Origin of the sequence: Paenibacillus sp. FSL M8-0142 (genome assembly GCF_038597315.1) — a bacterium.
Lineage (GTDB): Bacteria > Bacillota > Bacilli > Paenibacillales > Paenibacillaceae > Paenibacillus_AQ > Paenibacillus_AQ lactis.
On sequence record NZ_CP152008.1, the window covers coordinates 5,665,560 to 5,691,846 of the forward strand.

Genomic DNA, 26,287 nt, shown 5'->3' on the forward strand with positions numbered 1-26,287 from the left:
GCTACCTTTACACAATATACATTCATGCAAAGGGCGGACAACAAGCGAGCGAAGAGACGGGGGAACGGACGACACAACTAGATCCGCCGGCTGAGCTCCCAACACCCCTCTTCCCCGCCCACACCCAAAGCCCGGCTTGGCTTCTAAAGCCGGGCTCCTTTGTGCTTCCCGGGCGGCTTACACCCTACGGAGCTGGGCCGGTGCCCCCCAGGGAGGGCCCCGTCTCGGAGCAGCGACAGCGGTCGCTCTTTGGGAGCCCTTTGCTACCTTTACACAATATACATTCATGCAAAGGGCGGACAACAAGCGAGCGAAGAGACGGGGGACCGGACGACACAACTATGTGCACCGGCTCAGCTCCCCCCTCTCCCCCGCCCACACCCAAAGCCCGGCTTGGCTTCTCAAGCCGGGCTGCTTTTGTGCTTCCCGGGATGCTTACACACCACGGAGCTGCGCCGGTGCCCCCTCAGGGAGGGCCCCCGTCTCGGAGCAGCGACAGCGGTCGCTCTTTGGGAGCCCTTTGCTACCTTTACACAATATACATTCAGGCAAAGGGCGGACAACAAGCGAGCGAAGAGACGGGGGACCGGACGACACCCCCAAGTGCACCGGCTCATGCTCCCGCTCCCCTTGAGCCCCCAAAGCACAATAAAGCCGGGCTTGATCGCCAAGCCCGGCTTCTCCTTTTATTGAAATGACCAGCAGTTCAAGCTTAAACTGCCATATTGGTAAGATTGAAACAACCGTTCCGCCTTGCGGCCGTTATCCGCAGCCCCCATCGCATAGAACAGGGGAACCAGATGCTCCGTCCCATAAGAAGGTACGGCTTCGCGGGCATGAGGCGCTTTCTTGTCATACGCGAATAACTGATGGAGATTCCACGTCTCCAGCTGCTCCGCTATCCATTCATCAAACTGTACCGCCCAATCATCAGGCTCGTCGCTCGGATGCACCATCCGCAGATTGTGCACGAGGCCGCCGCTGCCGATGATAAGAATGCCGTCCTCACGGAGATCGGACAACATTGCGCCGATCGAGTACTGCTCGCTGGGCGAGCGCTTGGAATCGATGGAAAGGGCAACGACAGGGATATCCGCATCCGGATACATTTGGCGCAAAATGACCCAGACCCCATGATCCAATCCCCTGCCGGTAACCGGTTTGGCATGCAGATTGCCTGCCTCGAAGCGCTGCATGATCTGATTCGTCAGCTCCGCGCTGCCTTTGGCCGGATAGGTGATCTGGTACATCTCCTCGGGAAATCCATAAAAATCATGCATCGTGCCATGCTCGGCATCGTCAGTCAGGCGCTGATCCGGATCATCCCAGTGAGCTGAGAATACCGCAATGCCTCGGGGCTTCGGCAGTTCCCGTCCCAGACGTGCGAGGAAACGGGTATACTCGTTGTCCTCCAGCGCCATCATCGGCGAACCGTGTGCAATAAATAGAGCAGGTAACGTCATGGATGCCACCTCCAGCTTCAAAATCAAGGGACAACTCTATTGTACCGTTATTCTGCCCAATATGCCAAATAACTTCCTCAAATACTCCAATGCTGCCATTCCTGCTGAATATGCTCTTGCTCGTCCAGCCAATCCCGGGTTCGCTTCAGCAGCAGCTCGCGCTGCGGGCCGGCAGAATAGGTGTGATCCGCCTGAAAAATAATCTCCTTATCGCACCGGCCTTCCGAGCGCATCCAGAACACCTTTTGATACAGAAAAGCATAGTCCACCGGGATAATGTCATCCGAGGTGCCGTGAATGACCAGCACATTGCCCGTAAATTTCAGAGCCTCTTGGAACGGCTGGCCCTGCGCCAATGACTCGAAAAATACCGGAGTGAACGAGTACCCCAAATAATCGGCAGCACCCGATTTGACGGCGGTGTCATATACGTCGCGGCCCGTGATTTTCACGATATCGTTGAAAGGATAGCCTACCGCTGACCATAGCACGAGATTTTTCACCCGGCGGTCCCGCACGGCGGTCTGGAGCGCTACCGCGCCGCCCAGGCTGTGGCCGATCAGCGTAATTCGCTGGGGGTCGACATCCGTGCAGCTGAGGGCATAATCCAGAACGGTCCGCGTCTGGGCGATCATCGACTCCAGCCCCTCGCTGCCGTAGCTGCCCGAGCTCTCGCCGCAGCCGATATAATCGAACCGAATGACCATATGCCCATCTTGGGTGAGTTCACGCGCGGTTTTGACGAACAGGCGGTCAACCCCGATGCGGCTCCCCACAAACCCGTGGCAAATAATAATCAGCGGCACCCGGCTGCTTCCAGCATCCGCCTCCTTCTGCGGATAATGTATCGTTGCTGTCAGCTCCTCTTGACGATGCCGGATCGTAATTTGACGCTCCATCCTAATTCCTCCCCGCGAAATCAGACGCTTTTAGATACTATAATAATTCCGATAAGTTTAATATGAATTAATTAAACTTATCTTAGCATCGTGATGCGCGGGTTGTCAACAATTCAAAAAATCGAACCCCCGGTATGCGGCTACCGCTTGTGTAAGGTAATCACCCTGAATGCTGGCTTATATCCTTCGTCCTACTCATAGCTTTGGCGGAACATCGCATGGGTCTCCTCGCGGCCATCCCAGCCGTTCAGCCAGCTCTCTCCATCCGCCCCGTCGTTCCATAGGGACGGATCCGCCATCCCTGTCCGATTCGGGTGCACTGCATCCTGTGCGGGTTCTGCGCCTTCTTGTCCCCCGGAGGCATAGTCCGGGTCCAACTCCAAGGCGTATCCGGAGGATACGGTTTCATTCCTGTTATACTGTTCTTCAAAGTAAGCACTCATCTGAAAATCCTCCTTCCGCCCCGTTCGGCGAGGCCTGTATGGTCATTTCTGAATGCTTATTATTTTGAAGTACGAGAGGCGGAATTATACTCCCGCTCCCAAATATGCTAAAAAACCCGGCGGATCTGCGAAAAGGTGGGCTATGATCTTTAAGGATTTCGCGGCCTTGACGCCCATGGTGCTGCTGAGCCCTTTCTATATAGAAAGCAACCCCCTTCAACTTAGAAATTGAAGGGGGTTATATATCCGATCCAATACAAGGTGCAACGTTCCTGCTTTTATTGGACGCATCGAGAATTAGTCTATACGGCTTCACGGCTTGTGACATGATAAAGCTGCAGATCAGGCGGCGGTTTTTTCGCCTCATGAGCAACGTCTTGACTGAAAAAACACCCTTCTATTCCCTGTTTCAGTAGATGCCTTTATCCTTCAATATCCGCAATGATATTTCGGCCGCCGTACTCCCGCTTGCCTGATCTTCATGCGCAATATTCGTTGCAAAAAAGTAAGTGTTGCCCTCCTTCTCGACGTAACCGACAAACCAACCGTTCGTGTTTTTATGATTGACCGTGCCTGTGCCGGTTTTGCCGAACAGACGGGCACCGCCCCTTTCCTGCAGTTGGATCGCTTGCTTCACCGTCTCGATATGCTTATCGTCGAATCCAAATTGATTCGTATAGAGCGCCTTCAGCAATTGAACCTGCTCAACCGGCGATATCGCTAATGACGATTCCAGCCAAAACGGCTCGGACCTGCCGGATAGATCGGCATTCCCGTACCCGATTCGCTCGAGATACCCCTGCAGCTCGCCCCGGTCCATCCGGTTCTCAAGCGCATGGAAGTACCAATTGACCGAGCTATCCATCGCCGTAAACAGGTTATGGTCCCTATTCCAGGCATCGTACGGGTATTTTTGGCCGTTCCATTCGATGGTCGAGCGTTCGGCCGAAATGGCCCCTGATTCTAGTCCGAACAAAGCGCTGTAGATTTTATAAGTAGAGTCCGGAGACACTCTCCGCGTGCTTTGCGATTCGTTATAGATGCGGTATTGGTCAGCATTCAGGTCGTACAGCACGAACGTTCCTTCATAATCCGAAAAATAGGCGCTCAGATCCTCGTATTCGGTACGTTCACCCGTAAAATCATATCGCGAATCGTCCCGGTTCATGGCCTCTGCGACGGGAAGCTGGCTTGCCACCATGAGAGCTGCAAGCGCAACGACCGCAAGACTCTTGATGTTTTGCCGCCTGGAGTCCGCCCGAAACCGGACAATCGTTTCGATGCGATGTCGGATCGGGCTCTTCGGGCCCACAAAGGGGCTCGCCAGCGAAAAAGGCACGGAGTGCGATGCTCGGCCCGCAAAACGGAGAATCGTTTGCCCGTAATCGCTATGGAAGCGTTCGTCCAAGGATTGCAGCACGGCATGATCGCAGGCGATTTCACGATCCAGCCTCATCTGCTTCAGAGCCATCCAGATGAGCGGGTTGAACCAGTAGACCGCTTGAAACGCCACGATCCCGTAATTCGTAACGTTATCCTTCGTTTTCCAATGGTTTAATTCATGCAGCAAGATATATCGGATTTCATCCATGGAAAGCCAATCCATGCACCGGGACGGCAGCATCAGGGAAGGTTTCAGCACGCCGGCCAGCATGGGCGATTGAACAAGCGGCGACTCCAACACCATCACTTCCCGGGTGATACGAAGCTTCCGCTTGCACTCCTCCAATACGGCCAGCACATCCGCATTCGATACGGGGCGGGCCGTTTTTTTCATCCGTCTGATGCTCAGCCAAGCGCGCGTGATGATCAGGGCAAAAACAAGCATGCCTGCGAACCATATACCTACCGTCATGGTTTGCAGAAACTCCGGCGTCCCCCGGTTCACGGAGATGGTGAAGTCCTGCAGCATATTCGCATTAGCAGCCTCTTGCAATCCGGCCCCGTCCCCGGCAGCGCCTAAGTCACGGTGCTGCGGCCCGCCCAAACCGGGAACCCACGATGAGAATTGAAATAAATGCCCCGGCATAAAAGGAATCGTTAACGCGACCAATAACAGCATCCAAATCCGGTAGTGCCACCTTGCGGTAAGTTGTTTTCGAAACACGGCTTTGACGCCCATCATTCCCGCTGCGGAAATACTAGATATGATACAGCCTGCGACCAGCATCGAAAACAACATGTCGCCGCTCTCCCTTCTTCCTTAACGAGATACTACCACTATCGCATGACCCGGGCGATATATCAAATCAATCCCTCAGGGCCGAAAGCGCAGCTTCCGCTGCCTTAGCGATCAGCGCATTGTCGTAGTCTGCATCCTGCGCATCCCGGCTTGATAAAATCGCGAGCACGATCGGATCGCCCTCCGGAGGCCAGACAATGGCGATGTCGTTCCGCGTTCCATAACTCCCTGCCCCCGTCTTATCACCGACGACCCAGCCTTCGGGCACGGCCGCGCGAATCAGCTCGTCGCCCGTCGTGTTGCCCCGCAGCATGTCCGTGAGTATCGTTTGTTTATCCTCTGGAAGCACATCGCCAAGGGCAAAAGCGTTGAGCGAGGTGGCTAAAGCTCGTGCCGTGCTTGTATCACGGTCATCCCCAGGCACAGCCTCATTCAGTTCGGTTTCGTAACGATCGGCCTGGATAACCGTATCGCCGATTTGCCGCAAAGCCGCCTCAAAGCCGTCCGGTCCGCCCAACTGCTTAAGCAGCAGATTGCCGGCCGTGTTGTCGCTATAGCGAATGGCTGCATCCATAATGTCTCTAAGGGTCATCCCCGTCGAAACATGTTTCTCCGTAATAGGCGAATAGGTCACAAGGTCCTCAGCGGAGTAGGAGATCATCTCGTCGATATCCTCGACGGAATTCTGCATAAGCACCGCGCCCGAAGCCAGCGCCTTAAAGGTCGACGTATACGCAAAACGCTCATCCGCCCGATAAGCGATCGTCTCCCCCGATCCCGTGTCGATGGCGTAAACGCCGAGCCTCGCGTCATATTCGTTCTCCAGGTTTTCAAACAACGGATCGGTTGCTGCTGCTTCCACGGTAGACGGCGGAGGCGGAACCTCCTTCCCGGTCTCGGCGGCTGGAGCTTCATTCTTCATACAACCGGCAAGCATAAGTATAGCGGTTAGCACAATCGGTACTATGGTCCATTTCGGCTTGGTCCGAAAATGATATGAATGTTTTGCTTTTAACATATGCAATCCTCATTTCAGCTTGATCTAGGATGGTGCGAATGTTATCTTAGTCCCCCTTTCCAATCAGTTGGATTACTAATGTAATCTATTTCATTATACTACATTTGTAATCTGTTGTTGTCAAATGCTCCGCATGATCTCTTTTTGAAACGCTCAGTCGTGCAAGTTGAACCCTATTTTTCCAATAAAAAAGAGCTCGTTCCAACCTTCAGAACGAACTCTCCTTGGCTTTACATGAATCGTTTATCCCCTATTTCCGATCCTCGACCGCTGGCTTGTCGTCCAAGCGTCGACGCTTTAGCATCGTGCGGCAGTCATCATTACACCGCGCGCCGGGATAGGCAGCGGCTAGACCGCTATTTGCGCAAAGTCATCGGTTACCGCTTGTCGGATTTCTCGTTCAGCATGTTACGCAGCTCCTTGATCTCCTCTTCCGTTAGCGACTCCTCTTCGAAAAAATGAACAAGCATCGATTTCATCGTCCCGCCATAGATGCGATTAAGAAACGACTTCGCCTCAGCCCGCTGACACTCGCTCTGGGAATACAGCGGCGTGAACGTGTACACTTTTTGATTCTGGTTGACGCCGACCACCTCTTTTTTGACCAGACGGTCGAGCAAGGTACGAATTGTTTTCGGCTTCCAATCGGTTTTTTCCTGTAATGCTTGAATGACTTCGCTGGCGGTAAGCGGAGATCTCTCCCACAGCACGTTCATGACTTCCCATTCCGCTTCCGAAATTTTTGGCACTTGCTCAGGCACTTTCATCACTTCCCGATTCATTTTGACTCCACCGCAGATTGAAGGCGGCCATGCCGCATACCTTCCGCGGTCCAATCCCGGATGGATACAAACGGTCCGATCCGGCTGCTGATCTTAATATCGCATGTCTCTTCCAATTTTTCAAACCGGACGTTAGTGCCGGTTCTCCACGTAACCCTTTACCACCGGCGCGGTTTTGCGAACGACGTAGCCGCTGCCGCCGCGATCGCGCACGTCCTCGATCATAACGGCCATCAGAAAATCGAATCCGTCTGCATCATAAACGACGAACCACCCGTTCTCCTGCCCGCTTTCCGCTTTCGTTCGCTTCAGCTCTGCGGTGCCGGTCTTCCCCGCAATTTTGCGGCCCGGGATATATGCCCCGTGCCCTGTCCCTTTGGGATCGTCGACGACCCTAAGCAGCATACGATGGATGGCTTCGGCCGTGTCCGGGGTCAGAACCCGTTCTCCCTGCGCTTCCCCCTGAAGCTCCTTGTCTTTCTTAAGCTCCAATACGGGCGCAACCAGCTTCCCTTCATTGATGAATGGGGTGTAGGACAAGGCCAGATGCAGCGGGCTCATCTGGACTTCCCCTTGTCCATAGGAGGAATCGGCCAGCAGTATTTCGTTCGTGATGCCATCGTTCGACAGGCTTGCCTTCGGGAACGGATAGTCAATCGGCAACGATGCGCCAAACCCGAATTTCTCCGCCTCCCTGCTGAAATCTTCGGCCCCCATCTCGAGCGCTTCCTGGGCCAAATAGATATTGTCGGAATTGACGATCGCGTCGGTAAGATCCTCGACGGGTACGTCCCTCACCCGTTTCACGTAATAGCTCCCCCAGCTGCCGTCCTTGGCCCACCGCAGTCCCTCGATCGTTTTGACCTCATCGACGGAGCTCACGCCAAGCTGCAATCCGATGGAAGCGGTAATCGGCTTAAACACCGAACCGGGAGCGTACAGCTTCGTGAATCGGTTCAATAACGGCTTCTTGGGGTCCTCGTTCCACGATTTCCACTGCTCCTCCGATAATCCTTGGATGAACAGGTTCGGATCGTATGCCGGACTGCTGACAAGCGCCAAAATCTCCCCCGTCTGCGGATGAATGGCCGCCCCCGTTCCCGCGTCTCCATCCAGTGAGCGATACATCGATTCTTGCAGGCCGGCATCGATGGTCAGGCGGATATCCTCGCCGTTTGCCGGCTCGACCTTCGCCAGCGTCTCACGCACCGTTCCGTCCGCCGCGATGATCGAGATGTGGACGCCGTCCTTTCCTCTAAGCCGATCATCGTAAATTTGTTCGAGTCCGGATTTTCCGATCACGTCGTCGGATTCCAGGTTTTTGTCCTTATGCTTCTCCATATCCTCCGCCGTGACTTGCCTGATATATCCGGTTAAATGAACGGCCGCTTCCCCGTAGGGGTAGACCCTGGCGCTCTTGTCCCGTTTCGTTACACCCTGCAAATCGCTAAAATCAAGGCGGGCCCGATCCCCCGTCGCATTGACGATCGGCACGAACACATTATCCTTGACCCACGAAGCCGCGAGTTTTTCCCGAATGAACGATTCCGGGATTTCAAGCCGCTTCGCAAGCTGGGCAATCGTCTTCTCCCTGGCCTCTCCAAGTTCACCCGGCACGATCCCGATCACTTCAATGCTTCCGTTGACGGCAAGCCCGTTGCCCGACCGGTCATAGATTTCCCCCCGCCTCGACTGCAGCGTGCGAACCGTCACCTTATCCCCTTCTTCCATCGATGGGAAGAGCAGGGATGGCTTCCAATCCACCTTCCATTCACCCGTCTCCTGGTCCCTCGCCACGCGCATGGCCCCTTCAACGTCAATCGGGCCTGCGCTCGTATTCATCTTAAGCTGATATGCAAACGTCTTTTCGCTTAATCCGTCGTCAGTCGCCGGCTCGCCGGCTTGAGGCAGCGCGGTCACGCTCAGATTGCTCATGCCGATGCCCTCGTAAATGGAACGGTAGCGAGCCGCGAACGCCTCTGCAGGAATCGCCTCTTTCGCCGCTTTGGAGACCAGCTCGTACATGGCTTCATATTGTCCCTGCTGCCAGAGCCCGATGTAGCGATCGAACACCTCTTCCGGGAGGGTCTCTTTCTCTTTGCAGCCCGTAAACATGATCAGGATGATGACGATACAGCCCACATATCGAACACAACGCATGAAATCCCCTCTTTTCCGATTCTTGATAGAATGTTGCCCTTAGATTTGAGCTTGCCGGAGTTTCGGCTCTCTTGCCGTAGCCCTTTTCAAACGCCTTCCCAAAAACAGATTACTAATGTAATCTAAATTGAATACTACATTTGTAATCAAGGTGTGTCAATAACTCGAATCTATCGAAGCTGATGCGGATCCCATCACGCCTTGCTTCTTGTGATCGTCAGTTCGGAGACTCGACGATGGACGCTCGACATCGGAGAGGCTCGACAACGTGGCTCGACCACCCAGCTCCATGACAGTGGCTCGACGACATGGCTCGACCATCCAACTCCATGACAGTGGCTCGACGACAGTGGCTCGACCACGAGAGGCTCGATAACGGAGGATGAGCCCATCAACCTTTTTAACGAAGCCGCGTATTATTCCTGTCCTTCCAGCTAGCACATAGCAGTTAGCCATTTGAGCAACTATCTTGCATTGCAAGTCAAGTCATGCTAAGATGGGTTGCATAACAAGGTAGCGGTTAACATAAGGTAGCAAATCAGCCGGAGGATTACTGAAATCCGGATTCTCTGCCGTACCCACCTACCTTGCATAACAACCTAGTCGGAAAAGGAGACCACCACCATCTATGACAACACAAAGCCAGATGCTCAAGGGCATTCTCGAAGGCTGCATTCTGGCGCTTATGGAGCACCGGGAAGTGTACGGCTACGAGCTCAGCACCTTGCTGGAGAACAGCGGACTGACGTTTGTAAGCGAGGGCAGCATCTATCCGCTCCTGCTTCGAATGCAGAAAGAAGCGTTAATCGAAGGCACCCTTCGTTCCGAGCCGGGTGCAGGCGGACCACCCCGCAAATACTACAGGCTGACCGGCAAAGGACAGGAGACGCTCCAACAATTCAAGCAGCATTGGGGAACGCTTAAAGAGAGCGTGGACTTTATTTTAACTTCCGGAGGACAAAAAGCATGAAGATTAAACAAATGATCAAGGAAAACAACCGGCTTCAGGATGCGATGACACCCGGCAATTTGTCATATTATCAGGACATGGTTGTCTATATACGAAGCAGTTCCGTCAATGAAGCGAAGGGCGAGGAGCTGCTGCTGGAAATCGGCCAGCATCTGCTGGATGCTCAGGCTAAAGGAAAGACTGCGGAAGAAGTCTTCGGCAGCGATCCGGAAGCCTATTGCAAAGACCTGGTTGAGCAGCTGCCGCCTATGAAGGGCCTCAACAAACTGCAGCTTCACGTTATGATTCCTTGGATCTCGTTGACATGGTTCTTTTTCGTGCAGGCGATCGTTGGTTTTATTGTCACTTGGACGGGAGGTCCGGTGGAACGGATGACGCAGGTACGGGTTTCAACGCTGATTCTCCTGGCCGGAGGCTCCTACATCTTGATTCAATTAATAATGAAATGGATGAAGAACGGAACGTTCCAGCCGGAAGAAGAGCGGCGCAAAATCAATATCCGCCATATGGGCATTTACGTCGTTATCGCTGTAGTCATTCTTGTCGGCGGCGTGTGGCTGGGGCGGCTGCTCCCGGTGCTTCATATTCAGCCTTGGGTCAGCCTTGTCATTTTTGTCATCGGACTCTTGGGAACGAAGCTGTTTTTTTCGAGCAAATAATGCAAAATCGCCGCAATTTCGTTATAGTTCATGAAGATTTTTTTAATATTTTCCAAAAATATTGTAAACCAATGTCCGGTAGAAGGTGGTAGGATAAGGGTAATGCGTGGTAAAAGGAGGAAATCTCTTTATGAAATCCAAAAAGTCCGCCGTGGCTGCGATCCTTGCCCTTGCTCTATCCCTTCAGACGGGAATCATTGCGGGAGCAGCCCCTTCTTCGGAAACCAAATCAGCTTCAACAGCCGCCTCAAATAAAGCCACTGCCTTCGGCAATGCCGTATACAACAAGGCCAGCAAATTGCTGAAGGAGAAAGACGTCGCATACGCCAAGACGTATATCACCAAGCATATTCGCAGCGTAACCCGTTATCAGGCGACCATGCTTGTATTGAAGCTGGAGAATGCGATGAAAAAGCAGCTGTCAGCCAAGACCGACATCGTCTATAAAACCGGCATCCAAGACAAACTAATGAACATTTACAAATACAATGAGCCCATCAGCGCTACGCTCAGCCGCACGAAGGACGACAATCTCAGACAAGTCCTGATCAATTTGCGCGACAGCGGCTACCGGTTGTTCACGACCGAAGGCGTTGTATTCCCGATCGTCGACTATAAGTCGCTGGTGTCTTACAAGCCGTATATTAACAAAGATATTCAAGCCTATATCGACATCATGGTGGTTGAATCCGAGAAGGTATCCGTCAGCGATGGTGCACTCATTATTCCTTGGTCGGACGTCATTGATCGGGGGCTGGTCCAGGAAGCTTTCCTAAAAGCTCATCCTAAATCAAACCGGGCCGCTGAAGTGGAGCGCATGCTGTGGTTCATGGAGTTCAGCCTGTTCTACGGCTACAACAACACGCCGCTCTTCGCTTATGAAGATAATCTCCTTGATCCCGAGGTGCGCCAAGCGCTGGATCAAGCCTTGAAGCGCAATGACATCGAGAACAGCCCGTTCCTGAAAAAGCTAAAAGCCTGGTCCGACGTCCTTAAAAGCAACAATGACAAGCTGACAAAGGAAGTCGAGGACTACCGCCAAAAGGAGTTCCCGCTGGAATAAGCGATTGGAACTTAATTCTTAAATAGCCATATTTATTTTGTAATATATAGAGAATAGTAACTTGATTAGGATGGGATTACTTTGGTTAGGAAACAAACGATTGTACCATTTTTGAAAAGCTATTGGGTATCTACTATTGGCGTATTTTTATTATCACAAATGTTCTTTTTCACATCTGAAGCAACAGGTTGGATACTTAACTACAGAGATACGGATGGAACGTTATTTGGAAGGATTCTTGACTCTACTATTTTCACTGAATGGTTTAATTTCTACGAAACGCCCCAATATAATTTACTTACTGTCTTTTTTGGCATCTTTTTTCTTGTTCCTGGAATAATCAGTGTGATAAGAAAGGTTTTTTCTCGCTGAGTTTAAGAACCTTACCTACACTTTAGGAAAACGAATACCAATTGCTGATTTAAGTTCTAATTGTTATGTGTCCAATTGGTTTAACTGCATTATGCTAAGCACTTTGAGTACAACCAAAAAGCCGGATTCCTGGAAGGGGAATCCGGCTTTTCAATGTGAGCGCAAGTCAACGCTTCGCACTTACAAGTTCCAAAAATGGACTTGTTCGCGGGATTTCACGCCGCGACGCACCAACAAGTCCCCAAATGCTCTTCTGTCAAGAAAGTAGACACCTCTAAGCTAAGCTATGCACTCGTAATAGCACTGCTCAAAACGCACCGGGGACATATACCCAATCGTACTGTTAGAACGTTTTCGGTTGTAAAAAAATTCAAGGTACCGGTACAGCTTCTGCCCGGCTTCCTCTTTTGTTTTAAACTTAGGTTTGCTGTAAATGAATTCTCGCTTTAGGATACTGTGAAACGCTTCAATACAGGCGTTGTCGTAGCAGTTTCCTTTGCGGCTCATACTGGGCTTCATGTTAAATTGCTTCAACTGTTCACGGTACTCTTTAGCGGCATATTGCGAACCGCGGTCGGAATGGTGAATCAATCCCTTCGGAGGCTTCTTAGCAGCATACGCCATCTTTAGGGCATCGAGGGTAAGGTCTGTGGTCATCCGATCGCTTAGCTTCCAACCGACGATTTGTTTGGTGTACAGATCCAGGATGCTCGCAAGGTAGAGTTTCCCTTGGCGGCAGGGGATGTACGTGATGTCAGCGACCCACTTTTCGTTGGGCTTTGTGGCTTTGAAATTTTGTTCCAACACGTTAGGGGCAATCGGGAGATCATGCTTGGAATCGGTCGTAACCACTCGGAACTTACGGGCCATGCATGAACGAAGGCCATGTTCGCGCATAATGAGGCCCACCGTACGTTCCGATACCGTCCATCCTTCCTTCACCAGCTCGTTTCGTATTCGGGGACTGCCGTAGGTTTCATCGGAGTCATAGAAGTGCCATTTCACACGTTCAGCCAGCGTTGCCTTACGTTTTTCCCGTTCAGAAGCTTCAGAGGTACGCCATTTGTAATAACCGCTCCGAGACACGTGAAAGAGAACGCACATCTTCTCCAATCGAAACTCGGAGCGATGATCTTCGATAAACTGGAACCTTAGTTCTTTTCTTTGCTGAAGATGTGCATGGCCTTTTTTAGGATCGCAATTTCTTCTCTCAAATCATCAATTTCGCGTTTCTGATCTTCGATAAGTTGGGTTTGCTGACGTAAGGTTTCCCCATGATTGACAGGCTCGTGCTCGAATGTTCGATACTTTTTGACCCAGTTGCGTAATGTGCCTGGATTAATGTTCAACTCATCGGCGATCTGCTCCAGCGTCTTCGACTGTTCTTGCACGTACTTTACGGTTTCACGCTTAAATGTCTCGTTGTAATGTTGTCTATTGCCACTCATTTTTTTTGACACCCTCTCGTCTGCTTTGTTTCATTATCGTTTTATCACTAAGGGGTGTCCACTTTTTATTCTAGCTGCAAAAAGGGACTTGTTAGCGGAATCTCCCGCCGCGACGCACCTACAAGTCCCCAAAAGGGACTTGTTCACGGGATTTCACGCCGCGATGCACCAACAAGTCCCCAAAAGGGACTTGCTCGCGGAATTTCGCGCCGCGCGATGCACCAACAAGTCCCCAAAAGGCATGAGCGTTGCATAAATCTTTACATCTGCAAGCACTTGGATGAAATCTGAATAAGAACAATTAATTTACAGTTGTTTTTTCGAGAATTACACTAAAAGATCCAACACTTCTTAAATGTAGCTACGTTTTCCCATAAAATGTATTTTGTGCGAGATTTTCGTTTCCTAAGTCACTTTGCTTGTTTTAAAAATGCCAATGCTCGTTCGTAATTCAGGTACCTTCCTTGGTGCACCGCGTGGCTTTCCAGAAGTTGTTCGCGTAGGTGCTCGAAACAGAGCGTTCAAGAACTGGGACCACGGATGATACATGTGAATTCGAAACAATTCAAGGACACGCCAAACGCTTTTCTTGGTTTCTAGACGTAGCTGCATATACTGTGCCAGCACGTAAGCGATCAGCGCAAGGTAAATCTGGTTCCATATCGCTTGCGGCTTATAGCTGTGCAGTTTTTTTAGGCGCAGATGCTGCTTTATCCATTTAAAGAAAAGTTCAATAAGCCATCGGCATTTGTAGATATGAGCTACTTCTTCGGCCGTTATGTCCTGTCGAGAGGTAAGTAGGCGATAATAGCGCCCCTGCTCATCATAAAACTCTACGAGCCGGACTCGTTCCTTCATCTTGCGCCAACCGCTACCTACGTTCACAAGAGCATCTCGTGTGATCGGACTTCCTGGAGGGATTTCTCGTTCCTCCACAACATGGATTGAGGTGCGATCTCTCATTCGCATGACAAATTGAATGCCGCGCTCCATCCAGTTATCCATGTTTTTGTAGCTATCATAACCACGGTCCATGACATAAGTTGCCGCCTGCTCGGTGACCAGTTCGACCGCCCCGGCTCGGTCGCCTACGTTTAAAGTCGATGGGATGACAGCGTCCGGATATACCACTTCGGGTGAAGCGGCTACGAGCCGCACATGCAGCTTTACCCCGCTGGAGGTATGCGAAACTCTGGCCCAATCCCCAAGTACCAAGGGGAGTGTGATTTTCGACGAATCAATGAGTGCCAGAGGTCCAATGGTTGAAGAAATGCCCTGCTGGTGAGCCGTCAGCTTCTGGACACGGGCAACGCTATGGAGAAAAAGCATGTGCAAGATTTCCGTCGGGATTTCGCTGAGTTTCCGTGACAATTGGGCTGCGCTGATGCTGGGCAGATCAAGGATGGACCGAATTTCAGAGTGTGCATAAATTTGTTCTTCCATCTCGATATAGCTTTGCCAATGGTTGAACTGAGCCAGAATGAAAATGAGAATGCTTTTGTTGATGGTGAGCTTCTTGGCGTAGCGATCGGCATGAAGGAGTCGATCGTGTACATCCAAAGGCAGTAAAGAAAGCAGTTGACGAACGACAGTGTTTTGGGTTACGTTATCCATGGTTTGGACTCCTTTTTAGAGGTCGTGGACAACGTGCTACGTCTTCTAAATTAGGAGCCTTTTTTTGTTTTGTCCATGAAAAAGATACAGGTAGTTACAGAAATAGTAACTTCAGCAAAAGTTGTGATAGGTTTTATGCAACGCTCATGCCCAAAAGGGACTTGTTCACGGGATTTCACGCCGCGATGCACCAACAAGTCCCCAGAAGGGACTTGTTCACGGAAATTCCCGCCGCTACGCACTTACAAGTCCCCAAAAGGGACTTGTTCACGGGACTTCGCGCCGTTACGCACCAACAAGTCCCCAAAAGGGACTTGTTTGCAGAATCTCCCGCCGCGACGCACCAGCAAGTCCCCAAAAGGGACTTGTTCACGGAAATTCCCGCCGCGACGCACCAACAAGTCCCCAAAAGGGACTTTCCGCCTCTGGCTCACCAGCGGTTGCCCCTTCCCCGCTCCATCAAGCTCACGTTTTCAACGCGAGGCTTCCTTTTTTACCTAACCCGCATCAGATCAGCAGGTTGAACAAATTCATGTTCTTGTTCAGCTCGGTGTAGTCAAGACCCTTGCGCTGCATCCGCTCGATGAGAGGGCCGTAATCCTCCGGACGAAGCAGCTCTATGCCTACAAGCGCAGGCCCGTTCTCCTTGTTGTGCTTCTTCGTATATTCAAACCGGGCGATGTCGTCGTTAGGGCCGAGCACCTCTTCGAGGAACTCGCGCAGAGCCCCGGCACGCTGCGGGAAATTAATCATGAAGTAATGCTTCAGCCCTTCATAGATCAGGGATCGCTCCTTGATCTCCTGCATCCGGTCGATGTCATTGTTTCCGCCGCTGATGATGCACACAACGGTTTTGCCGCGAATCTTATCCCGGTTCATGTCCAGTGCAGCCACCGCCAGCGAACCGGCAGGCTCAACAACGATTGCATTCTCGTTGTACAGCTCCAGAATGGTTGTGCAGGCTTTCCCCTCCGGTACCATCACGATGTCGTCCACCAGCTCATTGCAAATATCATAGGTCAGCTGCCCGACGCGCTTGACCGCAGCTCCATCCACAAACTTGTCGATTTCGTCCATCGTGACAACCTCGCCCTGCTTCTTCGACTCCAGCATGGAGGCCGCGCCAAGCGGTTCAACACCGATGACTTGTGTCGATGGGCTCACCGTTTTCACATAGGTCGCCACCCCGGCCGCAAGTCCGCCGCCGCCGATGGTCACAAATACATAATCAGCTGGAGCATCAAGGTCCTCCATGACCTCCATGCCGATCGTTCCGTTCCCGGCGATAATCTTCGCTTCGTCAAACGGATGGATAAAGGCCATTCCTTGCTCCTCGCAAGCCTTAATCGCTTCATGATAGGCATCATCAAACGTATCCCCCGTCAAAATCACCTCGACACTGTCCCCGCCGAAACGCTTCACCTGCTTCACCTTCTGGTTCGGGGTGGTGCTTGGCATATAAATCTTGCCCTTGATGTTGAGCGCATTGCACGAGAATGCCACGCCCTGCGCGTGATTGCCGGCACTGGCGCATACGATCCCAGCACGACGTTCCTCATCGGACAAGCTGCGAATCATATTGTAAGCGCCCCGGATCTTGAATGACCGGACCACCTGCAGATCCTCTCGCTTCAAATACACATCGCAATTATATTTGGCTGATAATACGGCATCCCGCTGCAACGGGGTGCGGACGATCACTTCGCGAAGCACATGGTGCGCGCGTACGATATCTTCCATGCTGACGGCCTTGCGCTCAGCTTGCAATTCCTTCACTTCTCTCACTCCACTTCACCGTCCGGGCGGCAAAATCGCCTTTATCTCTACCCTTGAACTTTTTTTATTTCTCCTATTGTAACACTTTTCATCGTAATTTCTCGGGTCATTTTACACGAATTTTAGCCCGGAATACGCTGCTCCCTCTAATAATATCCATCGGGGAATACAAGAGACTCCTTGACTCGTTGACTAAGCAGCAATTTTGATCGCCCGCATACGCACGATTCTGACCTAGGCGAAAAACAAGGTGCAGCAGATGCTAAAAACATTTCCAATCTCCCATTTCTCAAAGAACAGATAGCTTCCAAAAAAAAGATAAGGCCGGAGAGTTCCCCGGCCCGATACATACATATTTTTTGCAGGAAGGGTAACCTCACCCGTACTGCAAATAAACGGCCAAGAGGTGAAATGCCTGCAACCCGCTTGAGACGTTGCGCTAATCCATCGTAGTCGTAATCTGGTTTGGACAGTGACACTCCGCCTAATCCATCGCGATCGTAATCGGGATTCCCGACAGAGAAGTGATAATAATGTTCCCCTGCCCGATGCGTACTCCAAGCTTCTCCGCGGCAGCCTGACCCGCACCTTGATCAGCACCTGCAACCAACGAGAAACGTTGCTGCTTCGCAGCAGGATCATTGCCAGCAATAACCTCCGAATGGACACCATGGGAGCGTGGTCCAGGGCACGCTTGCTCGGATGTCGATCCAAGATCCCGCGGTTTTCCGTATACGGCCGAAACCAGCCAATGGGTGCCTCGATCAAGCCTTGCTCTTAACGTTGGGATAACGGTGCGGGGATGCAGCAGATTCGTGTTTGCATGCGGATAGATCAGCTCAGCCGCGTCAAATCCGAGCAGGCCGTGCACGGAGCTTCCGCCCCAGAGGGTAGAGGCCGCAGCCCTTCGACCCTCAACGATAGCCCCCCCGCCTTCCGTCAAGCCCACACCACGCTCGCCAAGCCCTAAGGCAAAACCTCCCTCAGCCGCCTCCAGCGGCCTTTCCGTATGAATCCGGTGAATCCGAATATGCCAAGGCAGTCCCGCCACCAGCCAGGTACGGACTTCAACGTTCGCCCAAGGCTTCCATCTGGCATACAGCACCTGATCCTGAATCCACGCTTCCTCGCACTTTCGCTTCACCCTGAACAGTTGATCCCCTTCGCTGAGGGCGAGCATGGAATCGAAGGCACCTTGGGAGAGCCCCCATTCCGCACGCGGAACGCTGAACGCGAAGGCAGTTGAGTAGGCGAACTTCTCGTACTTGGCCGACGTGTGCGTATGCTCATTGGAGGACAAATGCCCCGTATTAAAAGCCGTCACATGACCGGTCTCCGGCTCCCGGCAGACGACCAGGTGCGCGGGCTCCTGCACGGAGATACGCTCCAGCGTTGGAAGCTCCTCTTCCTCCGCTGTCCAGAACGGGTCATTTTCGGCCAGCGCCAGTACGAGAAAGGTTTTTAGCGACCAGTAGGAGGAGCCTGGCGAATTATAATTTTCGGACATGATCTGGTTCGGGTAGGCATACCCGATCGTTAGGATGCCGCCGCGGTCGAAGATCGGCTGCCGGAACCACCAACGGAGGTTTCTCAGCACGAGGCCTTTGAGCTCGCCCGGCTTGAATCCGTCCATACCTGCGAATGCCGCCGCCGACCAGAAGGCGGATTGCGCGAACCGGTAGGTCAGGCTCCGGCCGTAGGGGATGGCGGCACCGTCCGGCGCATGCCAATAGACAAAGTCCGAAGCAAAGGCAGCGGCCCGCTCCAGATACCGCTCGGCGCGCTTCGGGTCCTCATTTGCCATCAGCCGGGCATAGACCAGACCATAGTAATGGATCGCAAAAGGCCCATAGTAATCGCAGTGTCCACCGACACCGTCACTGTACCACCCGCCTGACAGATAGAATTCGTCGATCCGGTTCAGGTTTCGTTCCACCTGCTCCTCATCGTAAGGAAGGCCCGCCTTCCGGAAGCCGATGTTAACCAGCACGTTGAAGAACAGCCAGTTGCAGTCATAACAAGGGTGCCTATTGATCTGATTCAACCATTGGTACAGATTGGCTTGCTCCCGCTCGTTCAGCGGATGCCAAATCCGGTCCGGCACAAGTGCCAGCGCCAAACCGAATACCGCCATCTCGACAAGCCGCTGATCATAATCGGTGACCTCTCCCCAGTACTCCTCATGTTCCGGGTCCGTGCCTGTGCGGATGCCGTCCAGGCACCGCTCCCACAGCTCCTCATGACCTCCGCCGGCAATGGCTGGTACAAGTCCCCAGAGCACCCTGGAGAAGCCCTCCATCTCGGCGACATTCGCCGAATACCCCGTGCCTGTGCTCCCGATGGACAGTCTCGCGTACCCTTTGCTGTAATACGGCTGCAGGGGTGCAAGGAGCTCGCCGAGAGCACGGTACATATCCTGCCGGGTCTTTAGCGGATTCCCCGCAACAGGGTGCAGGCCAGCGCCGGCTGCAGGCCAGTTCGTCCTATCTATGCTCATATTACCTTGAAGACTCATTTTGCTTCACGCTCCTTCGCCAAGCTTCATCTTTCCGGGCCCGGGACATATGGCCGGGCAGCGGCTTTACTTCAGACCATACACCATACCGTCCACACACCGTACCCATAGGAAGCCGTACGCACGGCGCGGCTACCTAATAAAGCTACTCCCAGTAAAACGGCCCCTGTCCCTGAAGCCGAGCCAAGCCTTCCACAAAGAAGTAGTCCCCATAGATGAGCGGCACGTCGATATTGCGCCCCTCCGGCACATGGCTTGTTCCGTGGAGGATCAAGCCCTCCTCGTTGTCATCGTCCCAAGCACCATAGTTTCGGTACAGCGATTCAAGAATTCGCTGAGCCGGTGTTCGGTAAATGGATGCCTCCACGGCCCCAGCCTTCTCCGCGAGCAGCAGCAGACCGCTGGCCGCGCACGCGCCGGCGGAAGAATCGCGGTAAATCCTCGCTTCATCCGGTGCGCGGAAATCCCAATACGGCACATGATCCTCCGGCAGATTCGCCAGGAAGAAATGCGCGACCGTCTTCGCTGTATCCAGATAAATTTGCTTTCCGGTATGATGATAGGCGAGCGTCAAGCCGTACAGCGCCCAGGCGGTTCCCCGGGACCAGGCCGATTCCGGCGCATAGCCCTGCCCGCCGAGGCCTTCCAGGCGTTCGCCGGTTGCCGGATCGTACCGGATAATATGATAGACCGATCCGTCCGGACGGACAAAGTCACGAACGACCGTATCCATATGCGCTTCCGCCACATGCCGGTACCGCGGATCTCCGCTGATCTCCGAAGCCAGGAACAGCAGCGGCGTGTTCATCGAGCAGTCGATAATCGCCAGCCCGGCGTTGTCCTCCCCTTCTATCCATGGGTTCCACGCCCGGATGTACCGGCCCTTAATATTAAAGCGTGCGGCCAAATAATTCGCCGCCTTCAGCGCCCGAATCTTCGACGTCTCGTTTCCGGTCAGCTTATAGGACGCCATGCTGGTCAGCGTCCACATGAAACCGAGATCATGATCCAGCCGCACGTAATCGTTCAGTACGTCATCCAGCCGTCGTTCGCAGGCTTCCGCAGCAGCGCGCAGCTCCTCGTCCCGGCTGCCGGTGTACAGCAGCCACAGCATGCCCGGCCAGAAGCCGGCAGTCCACCAGTGCGGCGCCTCCAGCTCATACCTTCCGTTCTGGCTTGCATGCGGGAAGCCGTCTCCAATGCGCTTGACGTTCCGCTGCGTCTTCGCCAGCGCCTTCATCCATGCTTCCGTCTTCCAATCCAATGCCGCTTCCGTCTTCATCTTCATTCTCCTTCGCCTATTTTGACTTAAATGAATCGAAACTCGAACGCCAGCGCCATGACCGTTTCGGGCTGCTTCACCTCAAAATCAACCGCATACCACAACGCTTCCTTGCCGTAATGATCACGATACGTACGTGCCTGAACGGCGGCCGTCAGCCGACCATCGTCATATCGGATGACCAATCCGCTTTTCCCTTTACTGCCCCCCAGAACGACCGCATGTTCCCCGTCCTCGAGCCGGATGTCCGGCTTCACCCGCGTAACGATTCGCTCAAGCAGGCTGTCCGGCGGTCGGTTGAAGCGATACTCGTCGATGACGGTCAGTTCGGGCTGCGGCCTCCTTTTGTTCCATACCATCGTCCGTATAAGTCCAAGCAGCTCGGGTTCGCGATATGCCTTCGTCAAATCGAGCCGCAGCCGAGCCTCTTCCGTTTCCAGTGACGCTTCGAGCACGATCGCTTCGCTGTCCGGCCCCTCGCTCTGCCCCCGGCCGTTGATCACCGGCACGGAATGCCCCTGGGAACCGTTGCAATCATAGCCGTACCGCCCTTCGCCGAAGTAGTCGGCCGTATATTCCCCGCATCCCAGATCCGAGCACCATACTTCCCCCGCACCGTACAGGATAAAGTGCCCGAGGTCGTTATGATTGTGAGGCTCGTCATTTCGTCCTCCCTTGGCCGCGAACCCGTATCGCTCATGACCGGACGCGACCCGGGAAATGAGCCACTGGGCGTCTTCCAAATAATAGTCGGCCTCCCCCCACTCCTTTCCCGTTCTCCCGGGATCCAGCCAGATGAGGTTCCGCAGGGCCGGTGCCCAGCGGCTGCAATGATCCTCCCGATACCCCGCCGAAAGGGAGAGGGGCGGAGATTCGAACGCCTCATAGATTCCCGCTAAGTAGTGGGACAAGCCGGTCTGGACGGCAGCACGCGGCTGGGAATCGGAGAAGTTTGCGACCGCCCCGCCGCCAAGGAAGCATTTTTGCTGAAACAAAGCGATTTTCGAAACCTTTTCCTCCCGGAGCCAGTCGATCGCTCCCCGGCTGCGTTTGCGCAGCAGATCGGCATAATAAACGAAATAACCGAAGCCGTAATTCCAGTAGCCGAGACCCTCCAGACAAGCGCCATCCGCACCGAAGCCCTGAAGATAGCAAGCCATGCTCGCTTCTGTACGCTTCAGGATTTGGGTTAGCCGCTCCGAATCCTGCACGAGCAATAGCGCGGCCGAGCCGACAGAGCCCGCACACACGGCGGACCAATTGTGGGTCGCCGTCTCCCAACCGTGCATGTGATCCAGAAAGGGCTTGAACAGCCGCTCGTTCACTTCGTCAGCTATCCTTGAATGAAGCAGCGGTGGCAGCATATCTCCGAGCAGCAGACGGATTTCACTCAAGGCGAACCCGGTCTCGGCGCTGAACAAATCGATGGTCCCCCGGATTTTCTCCGCAGACGAGGCATCCACATGCGCGGGCAGGCACCACGTATATTCGTCGCATATTGCCCACAGGATGTCGTGCAGAGACGTCAAATAATCCTCCCGCTCCGGGTGAAGAAGCGACAGAAGCGCGAACGTGTTCATTCTCCGTCTGCGTTCGAAGTAAACCCGCTCATACTCGAGCCTCGTCCCCTGCCGTTCATACAACGCGAACAGCCCATAGGTCAGCTGGGGGATCGAATCCTGCGACAAGCGCACGCCTTCCTCTTCGATCTCCCGGAGCGCGCTCCGGTATGCCGGATGGCTCAGGACGCCTTGCCAGAAGCGTCGCTGATCTCCGCCCGGGTAATAGAGCCGCAGATCCGCCGGGGCCATCCCGCGAACGATAGAGCCAAGCTCCCGATTCTTCTCCATGTGTACCGTTCCCCCTCCAATTTTCGTCCAGCCTTCATCAAACGCTTAAAATGCTCAAAACAATCAAACGCTCAAGCGGCTCCGATACTCCACCGGGGTTACCCCGGCATGGGACTTAAACGTCTTCGCGAAATGGCTTACATTATCATAGCCGAGGCTCTCGCATATTTCCCCGACGGTATGGTCGGTGCGCAGCAACTGTTCCTTCGCGCGCTCCATCTTCATTCGGGTGACATACTCAATAAAGGTGATTCCCGTCTCCTTCCGGAACATCCGGCTGAAATAGCTTGGATTCAGGTGCAGGAAGCCCGCAACCTCATCAAGCGAGATCCGCTGGTCCAGCCGAAGGGACACGTACCTGCATGCCTCGGCGACCTCGGTTCTTCGGCTTCCTCCCCATCCTCTGCCGGCCTCGCGGGCCGTCGATGCGAGATACGCCTTCAGCCAGACATGCAGCTCGCTCAAAGCATCCATGTCCATCATCTCTTTATGCAGCGTATCGGCCGCATAGGTCTGCGGCATGGATGGCAGCAGATGGAGCCTCAGCTTCAGCTTGAGATCAAGCATGAGCTTAAGTAGCCAGTCCTTGACGGCTTCGGGAGCGTACTCGGCTTCGCGGATGCGCGAGATCCACCGGTCCGCCGGGTCCTCATCGCTCGGCCCGGCTTTGCCAAGCAGCATCTCCAGCAGTTCCCGGCTGGCCTGTTCATAGCAGTCGTACAGGCCGGAGGCGCTGCCCACTTTGGCGCCGCCTTGCTTCGGCTTGATTTTCTCGATCGTCCCGGGCTCCATATAAAACCGCTGATGCTCGCTGCCCAGCAGCTCCCCGAGGCCCAGCTTCAGCGACTGAGGGCTGTCGCAGCCGGTCCCGATGATGAAGGACATGCGGATCTTCAGGATCCGGAAGAGCGTGGACTGCACTTGTCTTAGACAGGCTCCGACCTCATCGTAAACGTTATGCCGGAGACCGGGGCGGTAGGAGAACAGCAACAGCGAGCATCTTGGGTCATACCGGATATGCACGGCCTCCGGCTTCAGACTCCCCAGCACCTCGCGCAGCACATTGCCAAGGGCGAAGTGGAGGGTCTGCTCCGAAGCGAAGCGCTGCTTGATCTGCCGCAGCTCCTCCAGATAGCCGATCACGGGAAGGCAGTGATCATTCCCCCGGAGCACGCCGAATTCCGACAGCTCATGCCGCCATTTTTCCGGGGACAGAAGCGGCTGTTGCACGAAATCCTTCATGCGCTGCTCCCGCCGCAGCTCCTGAGCTTCGGAAGCCAGATGCCGCATCCGGCTCTTCTCCCAGCCCTGCTCGGCTTCCTCATCCATCCCCTGCTTGAACCGCACAAGCAGCCGGGCGAGCTCGCTCGGGTCCAGCGTCTCCTTCAGCAGATAATCCTGGATGCTTAGCCGTATCGCTTGCTGCGCATAATGGAATTCGCTGTGGCAGGACAGAATGGCGATGCGCACATCCGGCTTCACCTCGCGAATCCGTTCCGACAGCTCCAATCCGTTCATCCTCGGCATGCCGATATCCGTGATCAGAATGTCCGGCGGCTGCGTCTTGGCAAACTCCCAGGCGCTTAATCCGTTGTCGTAGCTTCCCATCAGCCGGAGGCCCATTTCCTCCCACGATATCGTCTCCGACAGCAGCTCGATCACCGGATAATCATCATCGACCAGCATCACGTTATACATCGGCATTCCCTCTTTCCGGTATATACATTTCGATCACCGTCCCTTGACCCTCTTCGCTGTAAACAGCGCATTGAAACCCGGAACCAAACACCATCCGCATTCGTTCCATGACGTTGGACAGGCCGATGCCGGAAAAGCCGCTCCCCGGCGCATCCATGGGAGACGATGTGCGAAGCGCTTGAGAATCCGAATCCGAACCCGCATCCGAACCCCTATCCGAACCTGAACCGGCCATATCGCCACCGGCAGCGCCGGAAGAACTCGCAGTCACCGTACGATCTCCCGTCCCTGTCTGCCCTTGCCCTTGGAAGCCTTCAGGGACGACCGGACTCGGCCTGCCCCGTGCGGCATCTTCCGCATCAGCAATGGCGTCGCCCGCGCCGAGGCGCAAGCTGCGGGCGATCCGCTCCCGCACCGAAGGGTCCATGCCGGCACCGTCATCCTTCACGCGCAGGATGATGCCCCCCGGCTCCACCACAGCCGTGATCGAGATGACCCTTGCCCGCCGGTTCAGCCCGTGGATGAGCGCATTCTCCACGATCGGCTGCAGGAAGAAGCGGGGCACCTTCAGCAGCAGAGCCTCCGAAGCGATGTCAAGCTCCAGCCTGACCTCCTCCTTCTGTCGCAGATTCATAAGCGCCAGATAATGAGAGATCAGCTCAAGCTCTTCGTGGAGGGCGATCTCATCCTCCTGCCGGCTGATCGTCATCCGGAGCAGCATCGACAGCGAGCCGATCATTCTGGCGCTTTCCGGGTCCCCCCGCTTCATGACCTTCATCCGGATCGAATTCAGAACATTGAACAAAAAATGCGGATGAATCTGCGCCTGCAGCATTTTCAGCTCAGCCTTTCGTTTTCTCGATTGATTGTCGGATATTTCGAAAATCATGGTCTGGATGCGGCTCAGCATATCGTCAAACAGATGCCCCAGACGCCCGATTTCGTCGTTGCCCCGAACATGCGAGCGCACCTCCAGGTTTCCCCGCTGAACGGCAGCCGCAGCCTTGCCGAGCCGGACCAGCGGTTTCGTAAACGTACGTACAAGTCCGATCAGCAGCATGAGAAAAACCAGAAAGGAGCCCATTTGAAGCAGAAATGCGCGGCTAAAGATCGCATTGATATTAACGATCGCATCCTTATAAGGCTGCATCAGCACCAGCCGCCACCCGGCAAAGGGGATATCCTGCTCCACCATTAAATGCTTCTCGCCGTCCATCGGCATGATCGCGTAAGGAGCCGATCCGCTCCATTCCTCCACGTACGGGAACTTCGTACCGATACGTTCAGGATGATGGGAGGATACCACCATGCCGCTGCCATCCAGCATCAGCACGTCGCTCCCTTCGGATAGGGAGTCGAAGATCCGGCTGATTTGATCCTCCGTAAAGCTTACGATGACATACCCGTAGATATCCGAATCCGGAAGCCGGAGCGTTCGAACGACGGACAGCTGATACGGATGATCCATCCGGTCGGAGCGAAATACCGTCTCCTCGGGTCCAACCCAGAGCGACTCCAGCCCCTGAAGCCGGTGGATCCGGTCGAACCAGGGCTGGTCCATATAATCAAGCGGATTGTAATCGCTTACGGAATAGTTCATGTAATAGGCGCCGCTGGTCAGCAGCACCGTGACATAGCTGGGCTCGCCTACGACCGTCAAGCTTTCGATATGCTCCAGCACACGTCGGGATTCCACGAACCGATCGTATGGATCGGCCTCCTCATTGCCGGAGGCGACCTGTTTGAAATACGAGTTCAACGTGGAATTCACCTGAATGTAATTGGCGATATTCAGCTTGCTTGAGAGCAGATTCGTCACCGAGCCGCGGATCAGCTGGAGCGCGTCATTCGCATTCTGTACGGCCTGCTCCTTCAAAGCCTCCTTCGTCATCGCATTGTAGAGTATTAAGCTGACGAGTGCCGGCACCGCGATGCAGGCAACCGACGCCCAGATCAGCTTATGGCGGATGGAGCTCGGCACCCACCTCTTCAGCCGGGTCAACATGTCCTTCACCCCGAGATCCTCAAACTTTCTGTTGATGCCAAGAAGGGACGAAGATTTCGCCCCTTTGGTTTTTTCTGTCATTATATCA

20 protein-coding genes are annotated in these 26,287 nt (G+C 54.0%); 4 read left to right on the forward strand and 16 right to left on the reverse strand.

What is annotated here, in order from left to right; all coding sequences use genetic code 11:
- Positions 1-686: 686 nt before the first annotated feature.
- The 7 genes from NSQ46_RS25770 to NSQ46_RS25800 all read right to left on the reverse strand — a co-directional run bounded on the left by NSQ46_RS25770 (position 687) and on the right by NSQ46_RS25800 (position 8,947).
- Entirely contained in the window at positions 687-1,463 is a 777-nt protein-coding gene (locus tag NSQ46_RS25770; protein ID WP_213615012.1) for a class III extradiol ring-cleavage dioxygenase, read from the reverse strand.
- A 77-nt stretch (positions 1,464-1,540) separates the two neighbouring features.
- Entirely contained in the window at positions 1,541-2,362 is an 822-nt protein-coding gene (locus NSQ46_RS25775; protein WP_028406998.1) for an alpha/beta fold hydrolase, read from the reverse strand.
- A 191-nt stretch (positions 2,363-2,553) separates the two neighbouring features.
- Positions 2,554-2,805 (reverse strand): hypothetical protein, encoded by a 252-nt coding sequence (locus NSQ46_RS25780; protein WP_342575266.1) that lies wholly within the window; start codon positions 2,803-2,805, stop codon positions 2,554-2,556.
- A 409-nt stretch (positions 2,806-3,214) separates the two neighbouring features.
- Positions 3,215-4,987, reverse strand: a complete 1,773-nt coding sequence (locus NSQ46_RS25785) for a BlaR1 family beta-lactam sensor/signal transducer (RefSeq protein ID WP_342575268.1) — start codon at positions 4,985-4,987, stop codon at positions 3,215-3,217.
- 67 nt (positions 4,988-5,054) lie between these two features.
- Positions 5,055-6,005, reverse strand: coding sequence for a class A beta-lactamase (gene bla / locus NSQ46_RS25790; protein WP_007131003.1), 951 nt, complete (start codon positions 6,003-6,005; stop codon positions 5,055-5,057).
- A 377-nt stretch (positions 6,006-6,382) separates the two neighbouring features.
- Positions 6,383-6,766 (reverse strand): penicillinase repressor BlaI, encoded by a 384-nt coding sequence (gene blaI / locus NSQ46_RS25795; RefSeq protein WP_040739251.1) that lies wholly within the window; start codon positions 6,764-6,766, stop codon positions 6,383-6,385.
- A gap of 153 nt (positions 6,767-6,919) precedes the next feature.
- Positions 6,920-8,947: a penicillin-binding transpeptidase domain-containing protein gene (locus NSQ46_RS25800; protein WP_213615014.1), complete on the reverse strand. Its 2,028-nt coding sequence runs from the start codon at positions 8,945-8,947 to the stop codon at positions 6,920-6,922.
- Positions 8,948-9,575: 628 nt separating this feature from the next.
- On the opposite strand from NSQ46_RS25800, the gene NSQ46_RS25805 reads away from it, so the two are divergent.
- From NSQ46_RS25805 to NSQ46_RS25820, 4 genes are all read left to right on the forward strand, one after another.
- Positions 9,576-9,917 carry a PadR family transcriptional regulator gene (locus NSQ46_RS25805; RefSeq protein WP_007131000.1) on the forward strand — a complete coding sequence of 114 codons (342 nt, stop codon included), beginning with the start codon at positions 9,576-9,578 and terminating at the stop codon, positions 9,915-9,917.
- Positions 9,914-10,576: a DUF1129 family protein gene (locus NSQ46_RS25810; RefSeq protein ID WP_007130999.1), complete on the forward strand. Its 663-nt coding sequence runs from the start codon at positions 9,914-9,916 to the stop codon at positions 10,574-10,576. Before NSQ46_RS25805 ends, NSQ46_RS25810 begins: the two co-directional genes overlap by 4 nt.
- A gap of 130 nt (positions 10,577-10,706) precedes the next feature.
- On the forward strand, positions 10,707-11,639 hold the full coding sequence (locus tag NSQ46_RS25815; RefSeq protein WP_210095617.1) for a hypothetical protein: 933 nt from the start codon (positions 10,707-10,709) through the stop codon (positions 11,637-11,639).
- Between the two features lie 81 nt (positions 11,640-11,720).
- Positions 11,721-12,011 carry a YfzA family protein gene (locus tag NSQ46_RS25820; RefSeq protein ID WP_210095616.1) on the forward strand — a complete coding sequence of 97 codons (291 nt, stop codon included), beginning with the start codon at positions 11,721-11,723 and terminating at the stop codon, positions 12,009-12,011.
- Between the two features lie 279 nt (positions 12,012-12,290).
- On the opposite strand, the gene NSQ46_RS25825 is transcribed toward NSQ46_RS25820, so the two are convergent.
- From NSQ46_RS25825 to NSQ46_RS25865, 9 genes are all read right to left on the reverse strand, one after another.
- Positions 12,291-13,151, reverse strand: coding sequence for an IS3 family transposase (locus NSQ46_RS25825; RefSeq protein WP_244152709.1), 861 nt, complete (start codon positions 13,149-13,151; stop codon positions 12,291-12,293).
- Between the two features lie 11 nt (positions 13,152-13,162).
- A complete protein-coding gene (locus NSQ46_RS25830) occupies positions 13,163-13,459 on the reverse strand; it encodes a transposase (RefSeq protein WP_007131733.1) in 297 nt (98 codons plus the stop codon).
- A gap of 405 nt (positions 13,460-13,864) precedes the next feature.
- Positions 13,865-15,073 (reverse strand): IS4 family transposase, encoded by a 1,209-nt coding sequence (locus NSQ46_RS25835; protein ID WP_342575273.1) that lies wholly within the window; start codon positions 15,071-15,073, stop codon positions 13,865-13,867.
- 507 nt (positions 15,074-15,580) lie between these two features.
- Positions 15,581-16,813, reverse strand: coding sequence for a threonine ammonia-lyase IlvA (gene ilvA, locus NSQ46_RS25840; protein ID WP_213617248.1), 1,233 nt, complete (start codon positions 16,811-16,813; stop codon positions 15,581-15,583).
- A 520-nt stretch (positions 16,814-17,333) separates the two neighbouring features.
- Entirely contained in the window at positions 17,334-19,346 is a 2,013-nt protein-coding gene (locus NSQ46_RS25845; RefSeq protein ID WP_210095590.1) for a DUF2264 domain-containing protein, read from the reverse strand.
- A 163-nt stretch (positions 19,347-19,509) separates the two neighbouring features.
- On the reverse strand, positions 19,510-20,646 hold the full coding sequence (locus NSQ46_RS25850; RefSeq protein ID WP_210095588.1) for a glycoside hydrolase family 88 protein: 1,137 nt from the start codon (positions 20,644-20,646) through the stop codon (positions 19,510-19,512).
- Positions 20,647-20,672: 26 nt separating this feature from the next.
- Positions 20,673-22,496 (reverse strand): heparinase II/III family protein, encoded by a 1,824-nt coding sequence (locus NSQ46_RS25855; RefSeq protein WP_007132701.1) that lies wholly within the window; start codon positions 22,494-22,496, stop codon positions 20,673-20,675.
- Between the two features lie 63 nt (positions 22,497-22,559).
- Positions 22,560-24,194, reverse strand: coding sequence for a helix-turn-helix domain-containing protein (locus NSQ46_RS25860; RefSeq protein WP_007132702.1), 1,635 nt, complete (start codon positions 24,192-24,194; stop codon positions 22,560-22,562).
- Positions 24,187-26,199, reverse strand: a complete 2,013-nt coding sequence (locus NSQ46_RS25865) for a sensor histidine kinase (RefSeq protein WP_050954100.1) — start codon at positions 26,197-26,199, stop codon at positions 24,187-24,189. Before NSQ46_RS25865 ends, NSQ46_RS25860 begins: the two co-directional genes overlap by 8 nt.
- Positions 26,200-26,287: the final 88 nt, after the last annotated feature.